Source organism: Pseudomonas putida (assembly GCF_001976065.1).
Taxonomy (GTDB): domain Bacteria; phylum Pseudomonadota; class Gammaproteobacteria; order Pseudomonadales; family Pseudomonadaceae; genus Aquipseudomonas; species Aquipseudomonas serbica.
Window position 1 is genome coordinate 731903 of record NZ_MNAH01000003.1, and the last position, 20480, is coordinate 752382.

Below are 20480 nucleotides of genomic sequence, written 5' to 3' on the forward strand. Positions count from 1 at the left end.
GCAGGAGCTGCCGAAGGTTGCGATCTTTTGATTTTCAACGCTCAAACAATTCCATCTGCTCGAACCCGCCCCGCAAATCCTCCAGCCTGACCCCTACCCCCAACAACCGCACCGGTTTACCGCCTCGATTGAACGCCTGGGTCAGCAACAGCTGATAACTGCCCAGATCCCGCCCTGCCCCGGCCTGCTCTAGCGTGGTCTGGGTGAAATCATGGAACTTCACTTTGACGAAAGGTTTGCCCGGCCGATAGCTGCTGTCGATTCGTGCCATGCGACCGGCCAGGGTCTCCAGCAGCTCCGGCAATTTGTCCAGGCAACTGCGCAGATCCGGCAAGTCGACGTCGTAGGTGTTTTCGACACTGATGGACTGGCGGCGACTGTCGTTATGCACCAGGCGATCATCGATCCCCCGGGCCAGGCTCCAGAGCCGCTCGCCAAAACTGCCGAATTCGCGCACCAGCGCCAGCTTGTTCCATTCGCGCAGTTGCGAGCAGTCGACGATGCCGAGCTTGCCCAGTCTCTCGGCGGTGACTTTACCGACCCCGTGCAGCTTGCTCACTGGCAAGCCACTGACAAACGCCTCGACCTGACCCGGGGTAATGACAAACAACCCGTTGGGCTTTTTCCAGTCGCTGGCGATCTTGGCCAGGAACTTGTTGGGCGCCACCCCGGCGGAGACGGTGATGTGCAACTGATTAGAGACGCGTCGGCGTATGTCTTGGGCAATTCGCGTCGCACTGCCGCCAAAATGAGCGCTGTCCGACACATCGAGGTAGGCCTCATCCAGGGAAAGCGGCTCGATGATGTCGGTGTAATCGCGAAAGATCGTATGAATTTCCCTGGACGCTTCCCTATAGGCTTCCATGCGCGGCTTGACGATCGTCAGGTCCGGGCACAGCTTCAGGGCATGCCCGGAGGACATGGCTGAACGTACGCCATAGGCCCGCGCTTCATAATTGCAGGTGGCAATCACCCCACGTCGGTCCGCCGACCCGCCGACCGCCAAGGGTTTTCCTGCCAGGCGCGGGTCATCCCGCATCTCGATGGCGGCGTAGAAACAGTCACAATCGACGTGGATGATTTTTCGCTGGGTCATTTCAACGCGGTGTTCATGGTGTAGAAATAGCGTCACGCGGTGTAGGAAAAACAGTATCTCACTGACAACTGTATATAGCACCAGTACCTTGTTGGTTCTTTTTTACTCGTAGGAAACCTGTGAGAAATTTATTTTCTCAATCGAGAAGAGCCCCCCAATAGAGCCGCAGCCCTTGCCATGCCTGCCTCTCAGGCCTCCAGCACACCACCATCGGCAGCTAAGCGATTGAACAGGAACAGGTTTTATCAAAATAGCAGGTTGACACCCCGGCGTATTTCTATAGAATTGCCAACACAGACGCGGGATGGAGCAGTCTGGTAGCTCGTCGGGCTCATAACCCGAAGGTCGTCGGTTCAAATCCGGCTCCCGCAACCAAACATCAAAAAAGGCTACTCGAAAGAGTGGCCTTTTTTGTGCGTGTCAGTTTTTGTCGTCGGCCTGCCCAAGCCTCGCAGTGACTTGCAATACGCGGCAATGAGAAATCGTTTTGATTCCACAACTTATGTCACCTCCCCCGTGCTTTGCGCTTTCTCACACTTATTTGACTCAATTGGGGATTAACGGTTGACACCCCGGCGATTCTCTATAGAATGCCGCCACACAGACGCGGGATGGAGCAGTCTGGTAGCTCGTCGGGCTCATAACCCGAAGGTCGTCGGTTCAAATCCGGCTCCCGCAACCAAACATCAAAAAAGGCTACTCGAAAGAGTGGCCTTTTTTGTATCTGTTGAAAAAGTCCTTTCGCAACAATGACCTGTCACTGTGCAGTGAGCCCTCCGGGTCACCGATTCGCTGGGTTCCGACTATGCTCAATCGCAGGATGAGCCCTCTACGACTGACGACGAACTGTCACCGGGACAGGGTGCCAGTCGTTAATATTTGTGATTATTTTTTTCTACAGGGATTGGTAACTTGGCTGGATACCCCCATCCTGTCGCGCACAATCCAAGAGGTGATTGATGCGCGCCAACTCGTCTGATCCACAAGACACCGTCACAGCGACACAGCCGATCAAGGCGCAGCGGTTACGCTTGCTTGATCGAATCAGCAAGTACCGCCAACCCATCGGCCTGGCGGTCACCCTACTGTTGTTCACCATCGCGCTGATTGCCTGTCGTCACTTGTTGAGCGAACTCGACCTGGACGCGTTGCACGACTCGATCCTCGAGGTTCCGCAACCGGCACTGCTGGGCGCGCTGGGCGCTACCGTCGCAGGCTTCATCATTTTGCTCGGTTACGAATGGTCGGCCAGCCGCTACGCCGGCGTAAGCCTGGCACCACGAACCCTGGCGCTGGGCGGCTTCACCGCTTTTGCCATCGGCAATGCCATTGGTCTTTCGATGCTGTCCGGCGGCTCGGTTCGCTACCGCCTGTATGCGCGTCATGGCCTGGGGGCCACTGAAGTCGCACGCATGACGCTGTTCGCCAGCCTCTCGCTCGGCTGCGCCCTGCCACCGCTTGCCGCGCTGGCGACACTCAGCGACCTGCCCGACGCCTCCGCCGCCCTGGGGCTTTCGCAAATCTTGCTGGGTACCCTGGCGGCGGCTGTGCTGCTGCTGTTTACGGTACTGGCCATCGGTATCTACCGCCGCCGCCTGCCGGAACAACCTTACGCCGACAACCTGCTGGTCAAGATCGGCCGCCGCACCCTGCGCCTGCCCGGGCGCCGCCTGACTTTCCTGCAACTGATCATTACCGCGCTGGACGTGGCCGCCGCCGCCACCGTGCTCTATCTGTTGCTGCCGGAAGCACCGCCGTTCGGCGCCTTTCTTCTGGTGTACCTGCTGGCCCTGGCCGCTGGCGTACTCAGCCATGTGCCGGGCGGCGTCGGCGTGTTCGAGGCGATCCTGCTCGCGGCCTTCTCCGACACACTCGGCGCTGCTCCACTGGCCGCCGCCCTGCTGCTCTATCGCCTGATCTATGTGGTGCTGCCGATGCTGGTGGCCTGCCTGTTCCTGCTGATCAGCGAAGGCCAGCGCTTGTTCCAGACGCGCCAGACCCTGCGCGCGGCTTCCGGCTTGGCCGCGCCTATATTGGCGCTGCTGGTGTTCCTGTCCGGTGTTGTCTTGCTGTTCTCCGGCGCGACCCCGGAAATCGACACGCGCCTTGAACATATCGGCTTTCTGATCCCGCACCGCCTGGTCGACGCCTCGCACTTTGGCGCCAGCCTGATCGGCGTGTTGTGCCTGTTGCTGGCCCAGGGCCTGCGTCGTCGCCTGTCGGCGGCGTGGATGCTGACCACCATTCTGCTGCTGGTCGGCGCCCTGCTCTCCCTGCTCAAGGGCTTCGACTGGGAGGAAGCCACGCTGATGGTACTGACGGCGAGCCTGCTGGGGGTTTTCCGTCGCTCGTTCTATCGCCCCAGCCGCCTGACCGAGCTGCCGTTTTCACCCCTGTACTTGGTGGCCAGCGTGTGCGTACTCGGCGCCTCGATGTGGCTGCTGCTGTTCGCTTACCAGGACGTTCCGTACAGCCATCAACTCTGGTGGCAGTTCACCCTCGATGCCGATGCCCCCCGTGGCTTGCGCTCGCTGCTCGGCGCGGCAGTCCTGCTGGTGGTGGTTTCGCTGACCTGGTTGCTGCGCACCGCACGCCCGGTGATCCACCTGCCCACACCCGATGAGCTTGCGCGCGCAAGCAAGATCCTCATGGCATCCGCGCAACCGGATGGTGGCCTGGCCCTGACCGGCGACAAGGCACTGCTATTCCACCCCAACGATGAGGCGTTCCTGATGTACGCCCGTCGCGGCCGCAGCCTCGTGGCGCTGTATGACCCGATCGGCCCGGGCCAGCAACGGGCGGAAATGATCTGGCAGTTCCGCGACCTGTGCGATATCCATCACGCCCGCCCCGTGTTCTATCAAGTGCGCGCGGAAAACCTGCCGTACTACATGGACATCGGCCTGACCGCGATCAAACTGGGCGAAGAAGCCAGGGTCGATCTCGTGCGCTTTGACCTTGAGGCCAAGGGCAAAGAGATGAAGGACCTGCGTTACACTTGGAACCGTGGAACCCGCGATGGCTTGTCGCTGGAAATCCATGAACCAGGACAAGCGCCAATGGATGAGCTCAAGGTCATCTCCGATGCCTGGCTGACCGGCAAGAACGTGCGCGAGAAAGGCTTCTCCCTCGGCCGTTTCAGCGACGATTACCTTAAGCACTTCCGCATTGCAGTGATCCGTTTCGAAGGACGCCCGGTGGCGTTCGCCAACCTGCTCGAGACCTACGGCCATGACCTGGCCAGCCTCGACCTGATGCGCGCACACCCGGACGCCCCCAAGCTGACCATGGAGTTCATGATGGTCGGCCTGATCCAACACTATAAGAGTCACGGATACGCGCGTTTCAGTCTGGGCATGGTGCCATTGTCGGGGCTGCAGCCCCGTCGCGGTGCACCCTTGACCCAGCGCCTGGGCTCGATGGTATTCCGCCGTGGTGAGCAGCTCTACAACTTCCAAGGCTTGCGCCGCTTCAAAGACAAGTTCCAGCCTGACTGGGAACCCCGTTATATGGCCGTGCCCGCCGGACTCGATCCGCTGGTTGCCTTGGCCGACACTGCCGCCCTGATCGCGGGTGGCTTGACTGGATTGGTGAAACGCTGATGATTCAACGCTCCCTGCGCTATGTACTGGGCACCCTGGTAGTGGTGGCCCTGATTCTCGGTGGTGGCTACTGGTACCTCAAACGCCCGGCCCCGGAACCGACCCTCGAACAATTACCCGCTGCCGGCGGCGCGGCCATGACCCGGGTCATCCCCGGCACCACGGCAAAAGCCCAGGTACTGGTGGCGGTCAACGAAGACCAGAAGCTCAGCGACAAGCAATTGCTGACCCTGAGTCGCAGCGGTTCGGCGCAGATTGTCCAGGTGATCCTGCCCAAGGACTGCCTGCTGCAAAGCCGTGCCCTGCAGTCGGGCCTGCGGGAACTGAAGGGCCCGGCCACGCTGGTCAGCGGCATAGGCCCAGGCGCGGTGCTGGCCTGGCGCTGGCTGTCCGAGCAGAAGAACGACAACGCCCAGGCCGTGTCGGTGGACCTGGCGCTGGAAAAACCCGGCTGCACCCACCTGCTGCCAAAGAGCGCTGCTCATGGCCACTGGCTGGTGGCGTGGAACGACAACCCGGACGACACCAGCGCCGGTTTCGTGCGAGACCAGCCCAACGCCGAAACCAGCATCAGCGACTACGACATCAACCTGCCGCAAGTGTTGAACAACGAACTGCGCAAACTGCTGGTCGGTGGCGACAAGGACGCCGGTGGCCTGCAGATCCCGGTGGTGGAAGTGCCCGCCGGCCAGGCCAAGGATACGGTTACCCTGTTCCTGTCGGGCGATGGCGGCTGGCGCGACCTCGACCGCGACGTCGCGGGCGAGATGGCCAAGATCGGCTACCCCGTGGTCGGCATCGACACCCTGCGCTACTACTGGCAGCACAAGAGCCCCGAGCAAAGCGCCCTGGACCTCGCCGAGCTGATGCAGCACTACCGGCAGAAATGGGGCACCAAGCGCTTCATCCTGACCGGTTACTCGTTCGGCGCCGATGTGCTGCCGGCGATCTACAACCGCCTGGCAGAGTCCGAGCAGCAGCGCGTCGACGCCATTATCCTGTTGGCCTTCGCCCGCACCGGCAGCTTCGAAATCGAAGTCGAGGGTTGGCTCGGCAACGCCGGCAAGGAAGCCGCCACCGGCCCGGAAATGGCCAAGTTGCCCGCCGCCAAAGTGGTGTGCATCTACGGTGAGGAAGAAGTCGACGAAAGCGGCTGCACCGACAAGAGCGCGGTGGGCGAAGCGATCAAGTTGCCCGGTGGTCACCACTTCGATGAAAACTACCCGGCCCTGGCCCAGCGGTTGGTGGATGTGATCGAGAAGCGGCAAGCGCAGCAAACAGAAGCTCAAGAGTGATCTGAGCCGCACAAAAAAGCCCCCGCTGCCGTTCGGTTGCGGGGGCTTTTTCATTCCTGCAAGCAACAGAAATCCAAATGTGGGAGCGGGCTTGCTCGCGAAAGCGGTGGGTCAGGCGACATCACTGTCGATTGTCAGTCCGTCTTCGCGAGCAAGCCCGCTCCCACATTCTGGATCGTTGTCGCCTTCAGGCAATGTACACAAAAAAGCCCCCGCTGCCGCAAGGCAACGGGGGCTTTTTTATCGGCTTACATTTCTACCTGCGTCCCCAGTTCAATCACCCGGTTCAGCGGCAAATTGAAGAAGCGCAAATTGCCGTTGGCGTTCTGCAGCATGAACGCGAACAACCCCTCGCGCCAGCGGGCCATGCCTTCGAGCTTGGAGGCGATGACCGTCTCGCGGCTGAGGAAGTACGTGGTGCGCATCGGGCTGAAGTCCAGCTCATCGAGATGACACAGTTTCAGCGCTTTCGGCACGTCCGGCTCGTCGGTGAAACCGAAATGCAGGATCACCCGGAAGAAGCCTTCGCCGTAGGATTCAACCTCGAAGCGTCGGCTCGCCGGCACGCGCGGGATATCTTCGTAGACCACCGTCAGCAGCACCACCTGTTCGTGCAGCACCTGGTTATGCAGCAGGTTGTGCAACAGCGCGTGGGGCACGGCGTCCGGGCGCGCGGTGAGGAACACCGCCGTGCCCTGCACACGGTGCGGCGGCTGCACGGCGATGCTGCTGATGAAAATCTCCAGCGGCAGGCCACCCTCGTCGATTCGCTCCACAAGCAGCTGCTTGCCGCGCTTCCAGGTGGTCATCAACACGAACAGCGCGATACCGGCAATCACCGGGAACGCACCGCCCTGGACGATCTTCGGCACGTTGGCGGCGAAGTACACTCCGTCCACCAGCAGGAAGCCCAACAGGACAGGCACCGCCAGCACCGGTGGCCACTTCCACAACAGCAGTATCACCGCCGACACCAGGATACTGGTCATCAGCATGGTCCCGGTCACCGCCACGCCGTAGGCCGAGGCCAGGGCACCGGAGGATTCGAAACCCAGCACCAGGAGCACCACGCCGACCATCAGCGCCCAGTTCACCGCGCCGATGTAGATCTGGCCCTGCTCGGCGCTGGAGGTGTGCTGGATGTGCATGCGCGGTATGTAGCCGAGCTGGATCGCCTGGCGGGTCAGGGAGAACGCCCCGGAAATCACCGCCTGGGAAGCGATCACCGTGGCCAGGGTCGACAGCGCCACCAGCGGAATCAGCGCCCAGCTTGGCGCCAGCAGGTAAAACGGGTTACGTGCGGCTTCCGGATCGCCCAGTAGCAGCGCCCCCTGGCCGAAATAATTGAGCACCAGCGCCGGCAGCACCAGGATGAACCAGGCACGGGCAATCGGCTTGCGGCCGAAGTGGCCCATGTCGGCATACAGCGCCTCGGCACCGGTCAATGCCAGCACTACCGCGCCAAGGATCGCAACGCCCATGCCCGGGTGCACGACGAAGAAGCGCACGCCCCACGCCGGGTTCATCGCCTGCAGCACTTCTGGGTGCTGGATGATCCCATGGACACCCAATGCCCCGAGCACCACGAACCAGGTGACCATGATCGGCCCGAACAGGATGCCGATGCGCGCGGTGCCGTGACGCTGGATCAGGAACAGCCCTACCAGCACCACCAGCGACAGCGGCACCACCCAGTGGTCGATGCCGTCGAAGGCCAGCCCCAGGCCCTCAATGGCCGAGAGTACGGAAATCGCCGGGGTGATCATGCTGTCGCCATAAAACAACGCCGCACCGATCAGCCCGCAGACCACCAGCAGCGTGCGCAATTTCGCATGCCCTGCCGCCGCCCGCCGGGCGAGCGCGGTCAAGGCCATGATCCCGCCTTCGCCCTGGTTGTCGGCGCGCAGGACAAACATCATGTACTTGATCGACACGACCCAGATCAGCGACCAGAAGATCAGTGCCAGAATGCCCAGCACGCCATCATGGTTGACCGGTACGCCATAGCCCCCCGAAAACACTTCCTTGAGGGTGTACAGCGGGCTCGTGCCGATATCGCCATAAACCACCCCGACCGCCGCGACCAGCATGCCAATAGGCTTGGCCGCCGAGTGACCGGCACCCTCAGCCTGACTACTTGCCTGACCCATCCACCACTCCTACTACCCAGACCTGGGCTTCTATGAAGAAGCACTATGCTTTGTCATGCAGCATGCGCTGTTTTACTTGCTGTTACAGACGTTTCGTTGACTGTAAAAAATCGGTAAAGCCCAACGGCGCGAAGCATAGCGCAGCACTCGTCGTATTTCCCTGCATAAAGCTGGTCAACTGCGTCCGCCATCGATAGAATTGCGCACTTTTTGACCAGAGGCGCAACATGGCGCCCGTCTGTCGCCTTGCCGTCTTCGGCTGGAGGCGTCACAAATACCGAGGTTAGACATGTCCACCACTCCTGCGCCTGCCAATCCTAAAGTTGGCTTCGTATCCCTGGGTTGCCCCAAAGCACTGGTCGACTCCGAGCGCATCCTGACCCAGCTGCGCATGGAAGGCTATGACGTCGTGTCCACCTATCAGGACGCTGACGTCGTGGTGGTCAACACCTGCGGCTTCATCGATTCGGCCAAGGCCGAGTCCCTGGAAGTGATCGGCGAAGCCATCAAGGAAAACGGCAAGGTCATCGTCACCGGCTGCATGGGCGTCGAAGAAGGCAACATCCGCAACGTGCACCCGAGCGTGCTGGCCGTGACCGGCCCGCAGCAGTACGAGCAAGTGGTCAACGCCGTGCACGAAGTCGTGCCGCCGCGCCAGGATCACAACCCGCTGATCGACCTGGTGCCGCCACAAGGCATCAAGCTGACCCCGCGCCACTATGCCTACCTGAAGATTTCCGAAGGCTGCAACCACAGCTGCAGCTTCTGCATCATCCCATCGATGCGCGGCAAGCTGGTCAGCCGTCCGGTCGGTGACGTACTCGACGAGGCCCAGCGCCTGGTCAAGTCCGGCGTCAAGGAGTTGCTGGTGATCTCCCAGGACACCAGCGCCTACGGCGTCGATGTGAAGTACCGCACCGGCTTCTGGAACGGCGCGCCGGTGAAAACCCGCATGACCGAACTCTGCGAAGCCCTCAGCACCCTCGGTGTCTGGGTGCGCCTGCACTACGTTTACCCGTACCCGCACGTCGACGAACTGATCCCGCTGATGGCCGCCGGCAAGATCCTGCCGTACCTGGACATCCCGTTCCAGCACGCCAGCCCGAAAGTGCTCAAGTCGATGAAACGCCCGGCGTTCGAAGACAAGACCCTGGCGCGGATCAAGAACTGGCGCGAAATCTGCCCGGACCTGATCATCCGCTCGACCTTCATCGTCGGCTTCCCCGGCGAGACCGAAGAAGACTTCCAGTACCTGCTGAACTGGCTGACCGAAGCCCAGCTCGACCGCGTCGGCTGCTTCCAGTACTCGCCGGTAGAAGGCGCCCCGGCCAATGACCTGGACCTGGAAGTCGTCCCGGACGACGTCAAGCAGGACCGTTGGGAGCGCTTCATGGCGCACCAGCAGGCCATCAGCTCGGCGCGCCTGCAAATGCGCATCGGCCGTGAAATCGAAGTGCTGGTCGATGAAGTCGACGAGCAAGGCGCGGTCGGCCGCTGCTTCTTCGATGCCCCGGAAATCGACGGCAACGTGTTCATCGACAACGGCAGCAACTTGAAGCCGGGCGACAAAGTCTGGTGCAAAGTGACCGACGCCGACGAATACGACCTGTGGGCTGAACAGATCTAAACGCAAAAAATACGAAAAGCCCTGCTCTCTTGACGAGATGCGGGGCTTTTTTACGGCTATCGTTTGGAGAGGAACGGATTCTCATCTCCAACAACCCAAGGGGCAGGCTGGCATGCACCAACATTCGGTCATTCATACACCGAAACAAAGCGACTACGAAGAACTGACCCGGGTCTGGGAGGCCTCGGTCCGTGCTACCCACGATTTTCTGCCGGACAGCTACATCGAACTGTTGAAGAACCTGGTGCTGACCCGCTACCTCGACGCGGTAATGCTGATCTGCACCAAAGACCCGCAGCAGCGAATCACCGGGTTCGCCGGCGTCGCGGCGGGCAAGATCGAGATGCTCTTCATCGACCCGGCGCACCGCGGCCAGGGCCTTGGCAAGCGCTTACTGCGCTACGCCCTGGAAAATCTCAATGCCGATGAACTGGACGTCAACGAACAGAACCCGCAAGCCCTGGGGTTTTACTTCAAGCAGGGCTTCGAGGTGATCGGGCGTTCGGAGGTCGATGGCATGGGGCAGCCGTATCCGCTGTTGCACATGCGGTTGCGGCAGAATCAGCAGCGCTCACACCACGGCTGACACAACTCCCACAAATGGAACCGGGCTTAACCGGCGCCAGGCAGGTACAATGCCCACCCCTTTTTTGTTACGGCCCTGTCATGACTGACCCGATTCGTCTCTCCAAACGCCTCATCGAACTCGTCGGCTGTTCCCGTCGGGAGGCTGAGCTGTTCATCGAGGGCGGCTGGGTCACCGTCGACGGCGAAGTCGTCGACGAGCCGCAGTTCAAAGTCGCCGACCAGAAAGTCGAGCTGGACAAGGACGCCAAGGCCACCGCGCCGGAGCCAGTGACCATCCTGCTCAACGTGCCCGCGGGCATGGACGTGGAAAGCGCCATGGCGACCATCAGCGCCGAAACCCTGAGCGAGGAGCACCGTTACGGCAAGCGCCCGCTCAAGGGCCATTTCCAGCGCCTGACCGCCAGCACCGACCTGCAGGCCAATGCCAGCGGTTTGCTGGTGTTCACCCAGGACTGGAAGATCCTGCGCAAGCTCACCGCCGACTCCAGCAAGATCGAGCAGGAATACGTGGTCGAAGTCGAAGGCAACATGGTTGAGCATGGCCTCAATCGCCTGCAGCACGGCCTGACCTACAAGGGTAAGGAACTGCCGCCGGTCAAGGCCAGCTGGCAGAACGAAAACCGTCTGCGCTTCGCCATGAAGAACCCGCAACCGGGCGTGATCGCCCTGTTCTGCCAGGCCGTCGGCCTGAAGGTCGTGGGCATACGTCGCATCCGTATCGGCGGCGTGTCCATTGGCAAGGTGCCTCTTGGGCAATGGCGCTACCTGTCCGGCAAAGAGAAGTTCTAAGGCTTCTCACGCCGCCACACATTCTGGCGCCACGGCTATGCGGCGCCCACTGCTGAATATCAGGATTGCACACCATGATTCATAACGACGTACTGCGCAGCGTGCGCTACATGCTCGACATCAGTGACAAGAAAGTCATCGAGATCATCAAGCTCGGCGGCATGGACGTGACCTTGCCGGACCTGCTGACCTACCTCGACAAGAAAGAGGAAGACGAAGAAGGCTTCGTACGCTGCCCGGACGAAGTCATGGCGCATTTCCTCGACGGCCTGGTGATCTTCAAGCGCGGCAAGGACGAAAGCCGCCCACCGCAGCCAATCGAAGTGCCGGTGACCAACAACATCATCCTGAAAAAGCTGCGCGTGGCCTTCGAGCTGAAAGAAGACGACATGCACGCGATCCTCAAGGCCGCCGAGTTCCCTGTCTCCAAACCTGAGTTGAGCGCGCTGTTCCGCAAGTTTGGCCATACCAACTACCGCCCGTGTGGCGACCAGCTGCTGCGCAACTTCCTCAAGGGCCTGACCCTGCGTGTGCGCCCGCAATAACCTCGACGCTGATCGCCCATGTAGGAGCTGGCTTGCCAGCGAAGGCGGCTGGTTGATCGCCGCAAGGCTCTCGGGCCCTTCGCTGGCAAGCCAGCTCCTACAGGGGTCGACGTCCGGCCGTATGGCTTCCCATTCCGCGCAAAAATAATGGCTCCGCTTCCTGCGACTGACGACTAGGGTGTAATGACCTTCTGTCTTCAGGATTCGCCATGCATTCCTACTTTTCCCTGCAAGGCCGCACCGCATTGGTGACCGGCGGAACCCGCGGCATCGGCAAAATGATCGCCAAGGCCTATGTCGAGGCTGGCGCCACCGTTTACGTCTGTGCCCGCGATGTCGAAGCCTGCCGGCAAACCGCCGATGAGCTCGGCGCGCTCGGACGCTGTCACGCCGTGGCCGCCAACCTGGCGACTGAAGAAGGCGTGCAGCAACTGGCCACGCGCCTGGGCGAGCAGATGACCCACCTCGATATTCTGGTGAACAACGCCGGCACCACGTGGGGGGCGCCATTGGAAAGCTACCCGATCAAGGGCTGGGAAAAGGTCATGCAGCTGAATGTGACTTCCGTATTCAACTGCATCCAGCAATTTCTGCCGCTGTTACGCAAGGCCGGTTCGCCCGCGAACCCGGCACGTATCATCAATATCGGTTCAGTCGCCGGGATTTCATCCTTCGGCGAACAGGCGTATGCCTACGGACCGAGCAAAGCAGCCTTGCATCAACTGTCGCGGATTCTGGCGCGGGAACTGGTGAGCCAGCACATCAACGTCAACGTGATCGCCCCGGGGCGCTTTCCGAGCAAGATGACCCAGCACATCGGCCATGACGAGCAGGCATTGGCGCAGGACACCGCGTTGATCCCGATGAAGCGCTGGGGACGCGAGGAAGAAATGGCGGCGCTGGCGATCAGCCTGGCGAGTACGGCTGGGGCGTACATGACCGGGAACATCATTCCGCTGGACGGTGGGTTTAGCCTCTGAAATCGGCGTTACGGCCTTCGCGAGCAAGCCCGCTCCCACACTGATCTCCTGTGTACCCTATATCAAATGTGGGAGCGGGCTTGCTCGCGAAGGGGCCGGCACAGGCACAACTGAATGCTGGTCGAACGGGTTATCATGCGCGCCTTAATTCTGCCTCGACCCCAAACCATGACCTACAGCGTTTCCCCCATCGGCTTCGTACACTCCTGCTTCAAGGAGAAGTTCGCCATTCCGCGCCAACCGCAACTGGCCCCGGCCGCCCGTGGCGTACTGGAACTGGTGGCACCGTTCGATCAAGGGGATGCAGTGCAGGGCCTGGAGCAGGTCAGCCACGTGTGGCTGCTGTTCCTGTTCCACCAGGCCCTGGAGGAAAAACCACGGCTCAAAGTCCGCCCTCCGCGCCTTGGCGGCAACAAATCCATGGGCGTGTTCGCCACCCGCGCCACCCACCGACCTAACGGCATTGGCCAGTCAGTGGTCAAACTGGACAAGGTCGAAGCCGATCGCCTGTGGATATCCGGGATCGACCTGCTGGACGGTACACCGATCCTCGATATCAAACCCTACGTGCCCTACGCCGACATCATCGACACAGCCACCAACAGCATCGCCAGCGCCGCGCCACAACTGATTCCCGTACAGTGGACGAAGTCGGCCCTGCAACAGGCTCACGGGCATGCCCAGCGCCTTGAAGAGCCATTGGTTGAACTGATCGAGCAATGCCTGGCGCAAGATCCGCGCCCGGCGTACCAGACGCCTGTGCCGGAACGGGAATACGGTGCGCAATTCTGGGATGTGGATGTGCGCTGGCATTATCCGTGCCCCGAGCAGATCCGCGTGCTCGAAGTCATTCCCGCAAAGGGCTGAACACCAGAAACGACTGTGGGAGCGAGCCTGCTCGCGATTGCGGTGTGACAGCCAACATTGATGTCGACTGACACTCCCCCATCGCGAGCAGGCTCGCTCCCACAGGTAAAACAAAAGCAGTTACTGGTGCTTATTTCTCGACGAACGCACGCTCGATCAGGTAATCACCCGGTTCGCGCATCCGCGGCGAAACCTTCAGGCCGAAGCTGTTCAGCACTTCGCTGGTCTCGTCGAGCATGCTCGGGCTACCGCACAGCATGGCGCGGTCGTCCTGCGGGTTGATCGGTGGCAGGCCGATGTCGCTGAACAGCTTGCCGCTGCGCATCAGGTCGGTCAGGCGACCTTCGTTCTCAAACGGCTCGCGGGTCACGGTCGGGTAGTAGATCAACTTGTCACGCAGGGCGTCGCCGAAGAACTCGTTCTGCGGCAAGTGCTCGGTGATGAACTCGCGGTAGGCGACTTCATTGACGTAACGCACGCCGTGGCACAGGATCACTTTTTCGAAACGCTCGTAGGTTTCCGGGTCCTGGATGACGCTCATGAACGGCGCCAGGCCGGTACCGGTACTGAGCAGGTACAGATGTTTGCCAGGCTTCAAGTCATCCAGCACCAGCGTGCCGGTAGGCTTCTTGCTGATGATGATCTCGTCGCCTTCCTTCAGATGCTGCAGCTGGGAAGTCAGCGGACCATCAGGCACCTTGATGCTGAAGAACTCGAGATGCTCTTCCCAGTTCGGGCTGGCAATCGAGTAAGCGCGCATAAGCGGGCGGCCGTTGGGCTGTTGCAGGCCGATCATCACGAACTGACCGTTCTCGAAGCGCAGGCCCGGATCACGGGTGCACTTGAAGCTGAACAGAGTGTCGTTCCAGTGATGAACACTGAGGACACGCTCGTGGTTCATGTTGCTCATGTACGGGGACTCCTGGAGATTGGGTCTGCGCTTGCTCTTTCTGGAAGAGACCGGCGGTGCGCAATTGCATCGCATTCTAATAGCGCCGACAATATCTGTTAACTGGATTATTAAGATAAGGGTTATCGGTTATATCGATATGCGATTTACTCTCCGTCAGCTTCAAGTGTTCGTTGCCGTCGCCCAGCAGGAAAGCGTTTCCCGTGCTGCGGGCCTGCTTAACCTCTCGCAGTCGGCGGCGAGCACATCAATCACCGAACTGGAGCGCCAGTGCAGCTGCCAGCTGTTCGATCGCGCTGGCAAGCGGCTGAGCCTCAACGCCCTGGGTAAACAGCTACTGCCCCAGGCGGTGGCCTTGCTCGACCAGGCCAAGGAGATCGAAGACCTGCTCAATGGCAAATCCGGTTTCGGCTCATTGGCGGTGGGCGCAACCCTGACCATCGGCAATTACCTCGCGACCCTGTTGATCGGCGGCTTCATGCAGCGCCACCCGGAAAGCCAGGTAAAGCTGCACGTGCAGAACACCGCCAATATTGTGCAACAGGTTGCCCACTACGAAATTGACCTGGGTCTGATCGAAGGCGATTGCAGCCACCCGGACATCGAAGTGCAAAGCTGGGTCGAAGATGAGCTGGTGGTCTTTTGCGCGCCGCAGCACCCGCTGGCCAAACGCGGTACCGCGAGCATGGAGGAGTTGAGCCACGAAGCCTGGATCTTGCGCGAACAAGGCTCAGGCACGCGCCTGACGTTCGACCAGGCTATGCGCCATCACCGTAGTGCGCTCAATATCCGCCTCGAACTGGAACACACCGAAGCCATCAAGCGCGCCGTGGAATCCGGCCTGGGGATAGGCTGCATTTCGCGACTGGCATTGCGGGATGCTTTCCGTCGCGGCAGCCTGGTCGCGGTGGAAACTCCGGACCTGGACCTGGCGCGACAGTTCTATTTCATCTGGCACAAGCAGAAGTACCAGACCTCGGCGATGCGTGAATTCCTCGACCTGTGCCGCGCGTTCACCGCCGGGGTGCAACGCAGCGACGAGATCGTCCTGCCAGCGATCGCTTAAAGCAGGATCACCGCCCAAACCAGCGCGATCATGGTCAAGGCCACAAATTGGGCGGCGCTGCCCATGTCCTTGGCGTTTTTCGACAACGGGTGCAATTCCAGGGAAATGCGATCGATGGCCGCTTCCACGGCAGAATTGAGCAACTCGACGATCAGCGCCAGCAGGCAGACCGCAATCAGCAACGCCTGCTCGACACGACTCACGTTCAAGAAGAACGACAGCGGGATCAAAATGACGTTGAGCAACACCAGTTGCCGAAAAGCGGCTTCACCGGTGAAAGCTGCACGCAGGCCGTCCAGCGAGTAACCGGAGGCATTGAGGATACGTTTCAGGCCGGTCTGGCCTTTGAAAGGTGACATAGAGTAGGAACTGACCAAAAAAGGAGTGAGAAAGCTAGATCAACCAAAGTCAAAAAAGCGTGAAGATGCCAGCGCTTAATGGCTTGAAATTGACTCAAGTTGTTGCAGCAGCAGCGCCGCCTGGGTGCGGGTGCGCACATTCAGCTTACGAAAAATCGCGGTTACGTGAGCCTTGATGGTCGCTTCGGAAACGCTCAGCTCGTAGGCAATCTGCTTGTTCAGTAACCCTTCGCAGACCATGGTCAGCACCCGGAACTGTTGCGGAGTCAAGCTGGCAAGGCCTTCACTGGCCGCCTTGGCTTCATCGGAAACGCTGACGGCTTCGAACGCCTGCGGTGGCCAGAACACATCGCCATCGAGCACCGCGCGCACCGCTTTCTGGATAACGCTCAGGTCGCTGGACTTGGGTATGAAACCGCTTGCACCAAATTCGCGGGATTTCACCATGATCGTCGCTTCTTCCTGGGCCGAAACCATGACCACAGGAATTTGCGGATACTGGCCGCGCAACAGCACCAACCCGGAAAAACCGTACGCACCCGGCATGTTCAGATCCAGCAGCACCAGGTCCCAGTCTGCCTTTTCGGTCAGGCGGGTCTCCAGTTCGGCAATGCTCGCCACTTCTACCAGGCGCACATCCGGGCCCAGGCCCAGGGTCAGCGCTTGATGCAGGGCGGAACGAAAAAGCGGATGGTCATCGGCAATCAGGATTTCGTATGTGGCCATTTTTCAAATGATCCTGTTTTTCATGGGATGCCCGATGCATTCGGGACTCACCAAAACAACTCAAGGTAACAGCCACGGAGCTGCACCAACAGGGCACGTTCAACGCAAAAAACGGCGTTTCAAACTCTGGCCGCACCCTAATCGGCGCCAAGCATGCCCAGCGAAACCGGGGTGGTCAAGCGACATGGCCGGCACACTTTATTGCAGCATTGGCGACAATCAGTCCATCAATACCCCGGCTGGCTGAACATAGGCCAGCAACTCGGTGTGCGCCGGCGTCGAAACATTCATTTCCAGCTGACGCTTGGCATCGAGGTAATGCTGGCTGAACACATCGAAATAAGCGTCGAGTGCCGACGCCGCCTCTACATCGCCCGCCAGATCAAGACACAACGCCGCGACTTCCGCGGTGCACAGGTGTTCGCTGCGAGTAGAGCGGCGCAGCTGATAACGGGAGAGCTTCTCGGGCAACAGGCTGAGAATCGGAAGCGCGTCGAAATAGGGGCTTTTGCGGAAAATCTTCCGGGCTTCTGTCCAGGTCGCGTCCAGTAAAATGAATAGCGGGCGTCGGGTGTGATCGACTGCCACGCAGTGAGTCACCCGCTCGGGCGCGACATATTCACCCGGGAAGACCAGATAAGGCTGCCATTGCGGGTCGCAGAGCAACGCCAGCAGTTGTTGATCGACCTCGGTACGCGACCAGATGAAGGCATGGTTGTCACGCACCACATCAGCAATCAGCCAGCCGGTGTTGCTGGGCTTGAACACTTCCTTGCCGGTCATGATCAAGCATACCCCGGAGCGAGTCTCGACCTGCGGGCGCCAGGCGCACAGGCAGTGACTCTCGATCACGCGGCACGCGCGGCAGCGGGTCGCCCGCCAGCCACGGGCCTGGATCGGCTTGATGCCTTCCTCTTCGCGCTGGTCGCGCAGACGGGCAACGGCGTTGGGGGCATGGTTCATTGCAAGCCACGCCGGCAGGAAAAAGAGATCGACACGAAAAACACTCGCAGGGAGAAAGAGCAGGCAGTTTACCAGACCTACCCGTGCAAACCTGTACCGTCCAGGCCTGCTCCCCTATAATTCGCCGCCACTGAACGCACAGTCATGTGGTGGGTCAAACCCCCATCACTGCCCCAGGAGAGTTTCATGCTGCGCTTTATCGTTCCCACCGCTGCCATTCTGCTGGCGTCGTCCTTCAACGCCCAGGCTGCGTCCTTGAGTGAGCAGAATCTGAACAGAGAGCTGCGAAACGTCGCCGCGCAAAGCAGCGTCGGCACTCCACGGGCGATCAATGAAGACATTCTCGATCAGGGCTACACGGTCGAAGGCAATGTGCTGATCAATCATCTGAGCGTGCAAAGCAGTCACGCCAACAAGATGCGCGCCGATCCCAAGGCCGTGTACTTCCAGCTTGGCGCGTCGGTATGCAACAACCCGTCCTACCGCAAGCTGATGGCCAAGGGCGCGGTCATGCGTTACGACTTCACCGAAGTAAAGACCAACCGTGCGGTCGGCTCTGCCAGCTATAAGGAATCGGATTGCCCGAAAGCAACCCAGAAGAAAAAGTGAGTCAGTGAGATTTGGCGCGCCGCTGTTCATCCTCGGCGCGCAGTTCCGCCACCAACGCCTGCAAATAGCGTGAGCGCCGCTCCGCGTCCATAAGACGCCGGCAACACTCCTCCTCGAGACTCAGATGATGGATCTCGGCTGATGACTTCAGCAATCGATACAGTTGCGTATCGATCTCCAGAATGACCCTGGCCATGGCTTGCCAGCTCCCTGCACTTCACTCGTGATGAGCGAAAAAATCCTTGAACCGCTTGTACCTGCGCCCTGCCCTTGACGCGAAGTTGTCGTGTAATACCTGTATCTAAGTAAATCAGAGTGCAGAGTGCCCGGGGCGGGTTCTGACGAGCGGTGAAACCACCTTGCAAATCGTCAATAAACGGTTGCCAGGAAAGACTTTGCGGCGCAATGATCAAGGCACGAATAACCGCGAGGGTCTAGATTTCAGGTATCCACGTTCATTTGTCAGAGCAGGAAAAAGGGCCGCCCGTTAGGTCTTGCGCTATGCGAACGTTTCTTTCATCCAAGGGAAAGACAGAGCCGGTATGGATGACTCGATCGCCGATCGGGTCAAGTGGATCGCCCAGGCATGGGCCTGGGCAGACAGCGACACATGACGTGTCGTGGCGTTGACGGTGAATTGTCGAAGCCGATGGCTCTGTGCAGAAGGAGAAGTTGAATGCCTTACCAACCGAATGACCTCCTGAGCCGTCATTTTGAAGAAAGCGGCCACGACCTCATCAGCAAGGTCGAAGAACAACTTAACCTGGTTTCACCCAATAGCCCGAACACTCCGATCTACCGCGACATGATCCTGACCGTGCTGCGCATGGCCCAGGAAGACCACAACCGCTGGAATGCCAAGATAACCCTGCAAACCCTGCGCGAACTCGAGCATGCGTTCCGTGTATTGGAGCAATTCAAGGGGCGACGCAAGGTCACTGTTTTCGGCTCCGCTCGCACGCCAGTGGAACACCCCTTGTATGGCCTCGCCCGAGAACTGGGCGCCGCCCTGGCGCGCTCGGACATGATGGTCATCACGGGTGCGGGAGGCGGCATCATGGCCGCGGCCCACGAAGGCGCAGGACTTGCTAATAGTCTGGGATTCAACATCACCCTGCCCTTCGAGCAACATGCCAACCCGACCGTCCAGGGCACGACCAACCTGCTGCCCTTCCATTTTTTCTTCACCCGCAAGCTGTTCTTCGTCAAGGAAGCGGACGCACTGGTGTTGTGTCCGGGCGGGTTCGGCACCCTGGACGAAGCGCTGGAAGTACTGACGCTGATCCAGACGGGTAAAAGCCCATTGGTGCCCGTGGTGCTGCTGGATGCGCCGGGCGGCAAATTCTGGCAAGGGGCGCTGGACTTCATCCACCATCAACTGGAGGAAAATCGCTACATCCTGCCCGCCGACATGAAGCTGGTGAAGCTGGTCTACAGTGCCGAAGAAGCGGTGGAGCAGATCAACCAGTTCTACAGCAATTACCACTCCAGCCGCTGGCTCAAGCATCAGTTCGTGATTCGCATGAACCACAAGCTCAGTGACCAGGCTCTCGAGCACATGCAGGAGGCATTCGCCGACCTGTGCCTGAGCGATCAATTCCATCAACATGCCTACAACGGCGAGGAGCACAACGAAGCACAGTTCAGTCACCTGGCGCGACTGGCCTTCACCTTCACGGCCCGTAATCATGGGCGGCTGCGCGAATTGGTGGATTACATCAACCTGGCGGAAAACTGGGCGCAAAACCAGTCAACTGTGCAGCAGCATACTCGAGAGTCATTAAAGGTTTCGTGAGGCAAAAACGGCCCGCTATTGAAATAGCGAGCCGTTTTAGTCAATCGTCCATCCCTCGACCGCTGAACAAGCGGCTGATCATTTCCATGGAGTATCCCCGATACGCCAGGAACCTGCCTTGCTTGGCACGCTCACGGGCGTCTATCGGCAATTGCCCGGAAAATTTGCGCCGCCAGGTGTCTTGCAATTGCTCCTGCCAGTCGATGCCGCTCTCACGCAAGGCGAGTTCGATGTCGCTACGTTGCAGGCCGCGCTGGCTCAATTCTTCACGAATGCGTAACGGCCCATAGCCAGAACGGGCGCGGTAGGAAACAAAACTTTCAAGATAGCGGGATTCGGACAACAAACCCTCTTCCGTCAATCGGTCGAGTGCTGTTTCGATCATTTCGGGGAGAGCGCCGCGCTGACGCAGTTTACGCGTCAGCTCGACTCGACCATGCTCGCGTCGTGCGAGCAGGTCCATTGCGGTTCGCCGCACCGCGACGAGGGTATCGAGTACGGCGGTCATCGGAT

Annotated in this window: 19 protein-coding genes and 2 tRNA genes; 13 read left to right on the top strand and 8 right to left on the bottom strand. The window is 60.1% G+C overall.

Annotation, left to right across the window (positions count from 1 at the left end; all coding sequences use genetic code 11):
• Positions 1–34: 34 nt before the first annotated feature.
• On the bottom strand, positions 35–1096 hold the full coding sequence (gene dinB, locus BKX96_RS14595) for a DNA polymerase IV (protein ID WP_046816555.1): 1062 nt from the start codon (positions 1094–1096) through the stop codon (positions 35–37).
• A gap of 298 nt (positions 1097–1394) precedes the next feature.
• Here dinB and BKX96_RS14600 point away from each other — a divergent pair.
• From BKX96_RS14600 to BKX96_RS14615, 4 genes are all read left to right on the top strand, one after another.
• Positions 1395–1471: transfer RNA gene (locus BKX96_RS14600), tRNA-Met, on the top strand.
• A gap of 230 nt (positions 1472–1701) precedes the next feature.
• A tRNA-Met gene (locus BKX96_RS14605) sits at positions 1702–1778 on the top strand.
• A gap of 277 nt (positions 1779–2055) precedes the next feature.
• Positions 2056–4698, top strand: coding sequence for a bifunctional lysylphosphatidylglycerol flippase/synthetase MprF (gene mprF / locus BKX96_RS14610; RefSeq protein ID WP_077184408.1), 2643 nt, complete (start codon positions 2056–2058; stop codon positions 4696–4698).
• Entirely contained in the window at positions 4698–5993 is a 1296-nt protein-coding gene (locus tag BKX96_RS14615; protein WP_077184411.1) for a virulence factor family protein, read from the top strand. The genes mprF and BKX96_RS14615 overlap by 1 nt, the downstream gene beginning before the upstream one ends.
• 248 nt (positions 5994–6241) lie before the next feature.
• Here BKX96_RS14615 and BKX96_RS14620 read toward each other — a convergent pair whose 3' ends face one another.
• Positions 6242–8143 (bottom strand): potassium transporter Kup, encoded by a 1902-nt coding sequence (locus tag BKX96_RS14620; RefSeq protein WP_046816552.1) that lies wholly within the window; start codon positions 8141–8143, stop codon positions 6242–6244.
• 289 nt (positions 8144–8432) lie between these two features.
• Here BKX96_RS14620 and rimO point away from each other — a divergent pair, with 289 nt between their 5' ends.
• From rimO to tsaA, 6 genes are all read left to right on the top strand, one after another.
• Complete coding sequence (gene rimO / locus BKX96_RS14630; protein WP_008052161.1) at positions 8433–9770, top strand: 30S ribosomal protein S12 methylthiotransferase RimO; 1338 nt, start codon at positions 8433–8435, stop codon at positions 9768–9770.
• 112 nt (positions 9771–9882) lie between these two features.
• Positions 9883–10356, top strand: a complete 474-nt coding sequence (locus tag BKX96_RS14635) for a GNAT family N-acetyltransferase (protein WP_077184416.1) — start codon at positions 9883–9885, stop codon at positions 10354–10356.
• 80 nt (positions 10357–10436) lie between these two features.
• Positions 10437–11147 (top strand): rRNA pseudouridine synthase, encoded by a 711-nt coding sequence (locus BKX96_RS14640; protein ID WP_046816550.1) that lies wholly within the window; start codon positions 10437–10439, stop codon positions 11145–11147.
• Between the two features lie 74 nt (positions 11148–11221).
• Complete coding sequence (locus tag BKX96_RS14645) at positions 11222–11692, top strand: YehS family protein (protein WP_046816549.1); 471 nt, start codon at positions 11222–11224, stop codon at positions 11690–11692.
• 209 nt (positions 11693–11901) lie between these two features.
• The gene (locus BKX96_RS14650; protein WP_046816548.1) at positions 11902–12672 is read left to right on the top strand and encodes an SDR family oxidoreductase; all 771 of its coding nucleotides are present in this window, start codon (positions 11902–11904) and stop codon (positions 12670–12672) included.
• Between the two features lie 168 nt (positions 12673–12840).
• On the top strand, positions 12841–13539 hold the full coding sequence (gene tsaA / locus BKX96_RS14655) for a tRNA (N6-threonylcarbamoyladenosine(37)-N6)-methyltransferase TrmO (protein ID WP_077184528.1): 699 nt from the start codon (positions 12841–12843) through the stop codon (positions 13537–13539).
• Between the two features lie 130 nt (positions 13540–13669).
• Here the strand turns inward: tsaA and fpr are convergent, their stop codons facing one another.
• On the bottom strand, positions 13670–14449 hold the full coding sequence (gene fpr / locus BKX96_RS14660) for a ferredoxin-NADP reductase (RefSeq protein ID WP_008054100.1): 780 nt from the start codon (positions 14447–14449) through the stop codon (positions 13670–13672).
• Positions 14450–14588: 139 nt separating this feature from the next.
• Between fpr and BKX96_RS14665 the strand changes: the two genes are divergently transcribed.
• The gene (locus tag BKX96_RS14665) at positions 14589–15515 is read left to right on the top strand and encodes a LysR family transcriptional regulator (protein ID WP_046816547.1); all 927 of its coding nucleotides are present in this window, start codon (positions 14589–14591) and stop codon (positions 15513–15515) included.
• Here the strand turns inward: BKX96_RS14665 and BKX96_RS14670 are convergent.
• The 3 genes from BKX96_RS14670 to BKX96_RS14680 form a co-directional block, all read right to left on the bottom strand.
• On the bottom strand, positions 15512–15874 hold the full coding sequence (locus tag BKX96_RS14670; protein ID WP_034149863.1) for a diacylglycerol kinase: 363 nt from the start codon (positions 15872–15874) through the stop codon (positions 15512–15514). The genes BKX96_RS14665 and BKX96_RS14670 overlap by 4 nt on opposite strands.
• 75 nt (positions 15875–15949) lie before the next feature.
• On the bottom strand, positions 15950–16600 hold the full coding sequence (gene erdR, locus BKX96_RS14675; protein WP_034149864.1) for a response regulator transcription factor ErdR: 651 nt from the start codon (positions 16598–16600) through the stop codon (positions 15950–15952).
• Between the two features lie 219 nt (positions 16601–16819).
• Positions 16820–17563 carry a tRNA-uridine aminocarboxypropyltransferase gene (locus BKX96_RS14680; protein ID WP_046816546.1) on the bottom strand — a complete coding sequence of 248 codons (744 nt, stop codon included), beginning with the start codon at positions 17561–17563 and terminating at the stop codon, positions 16820–16822.
• A gap of 186 nt (positions 17564–17749) precedes the next feature.
• Here BKX96_RS14680 and BKX96_RS14685 point away from each other — a divergent pair, with 186 nt between their 5' ends.
• Complete coding sequence (locus BKX96_RS14685) at positions 17750–18172, top strand: PA3611 family quorum-sensing-regulated virulence factor (RefSeq protein WP_046816545.1); 423 nt, start codon at positions 17750–17752, stop codon at positions 18170–18172.
• Position 18173: 1 nt separating this feature from the next.
• Here BKX96_RS14685 and BKX96_RS14690 read toward each other — a convergent pair whose 3' ends face one another.
• Positions 18174–18368 (bottom strand): hypothetical protein, encoded by a 195-nt coding sequence (locus BKX96_RS14690; protein ID WP_046816544.1) that lies wholly within the window; start codon positions 18366–18368, stop codon positions 18174–18176.
• Between the two features lie 480 nt (positions 18369–18848).
• Between BKX96_RS14690 and BKX96_RS14695 the strand changes: the two genes are divergently transcribed.
• Positions 18849–19967 carry an LOG family protein gene (locus tag BKX96_RS14695; protein ID WP_077184419.1) on the top strand — a complete coding sequence of 373 codons (1119 nt, stop codon included), beginning with the start codon at positions 18849–18851 and terminating at the stop codon, positions 19965–19967.
• Positions 19968–20007: 40 nt separating this feature from the next.
• On the opposite strand, the gene recX is transcribed toward BKX96_RS14695, so the two are convergent.
• Positions 20008–20475, bottom strand: coding sequence for a recombination regulator RecX (recX, locus tag BKX96_RS14700; protein ID WP_046816542.1), 468 nt, complete (start codon positions 20473–20475; stop codon positions 20008–20010).
• Positions 20476–20480: the final 5 nt, after the last annotated feature.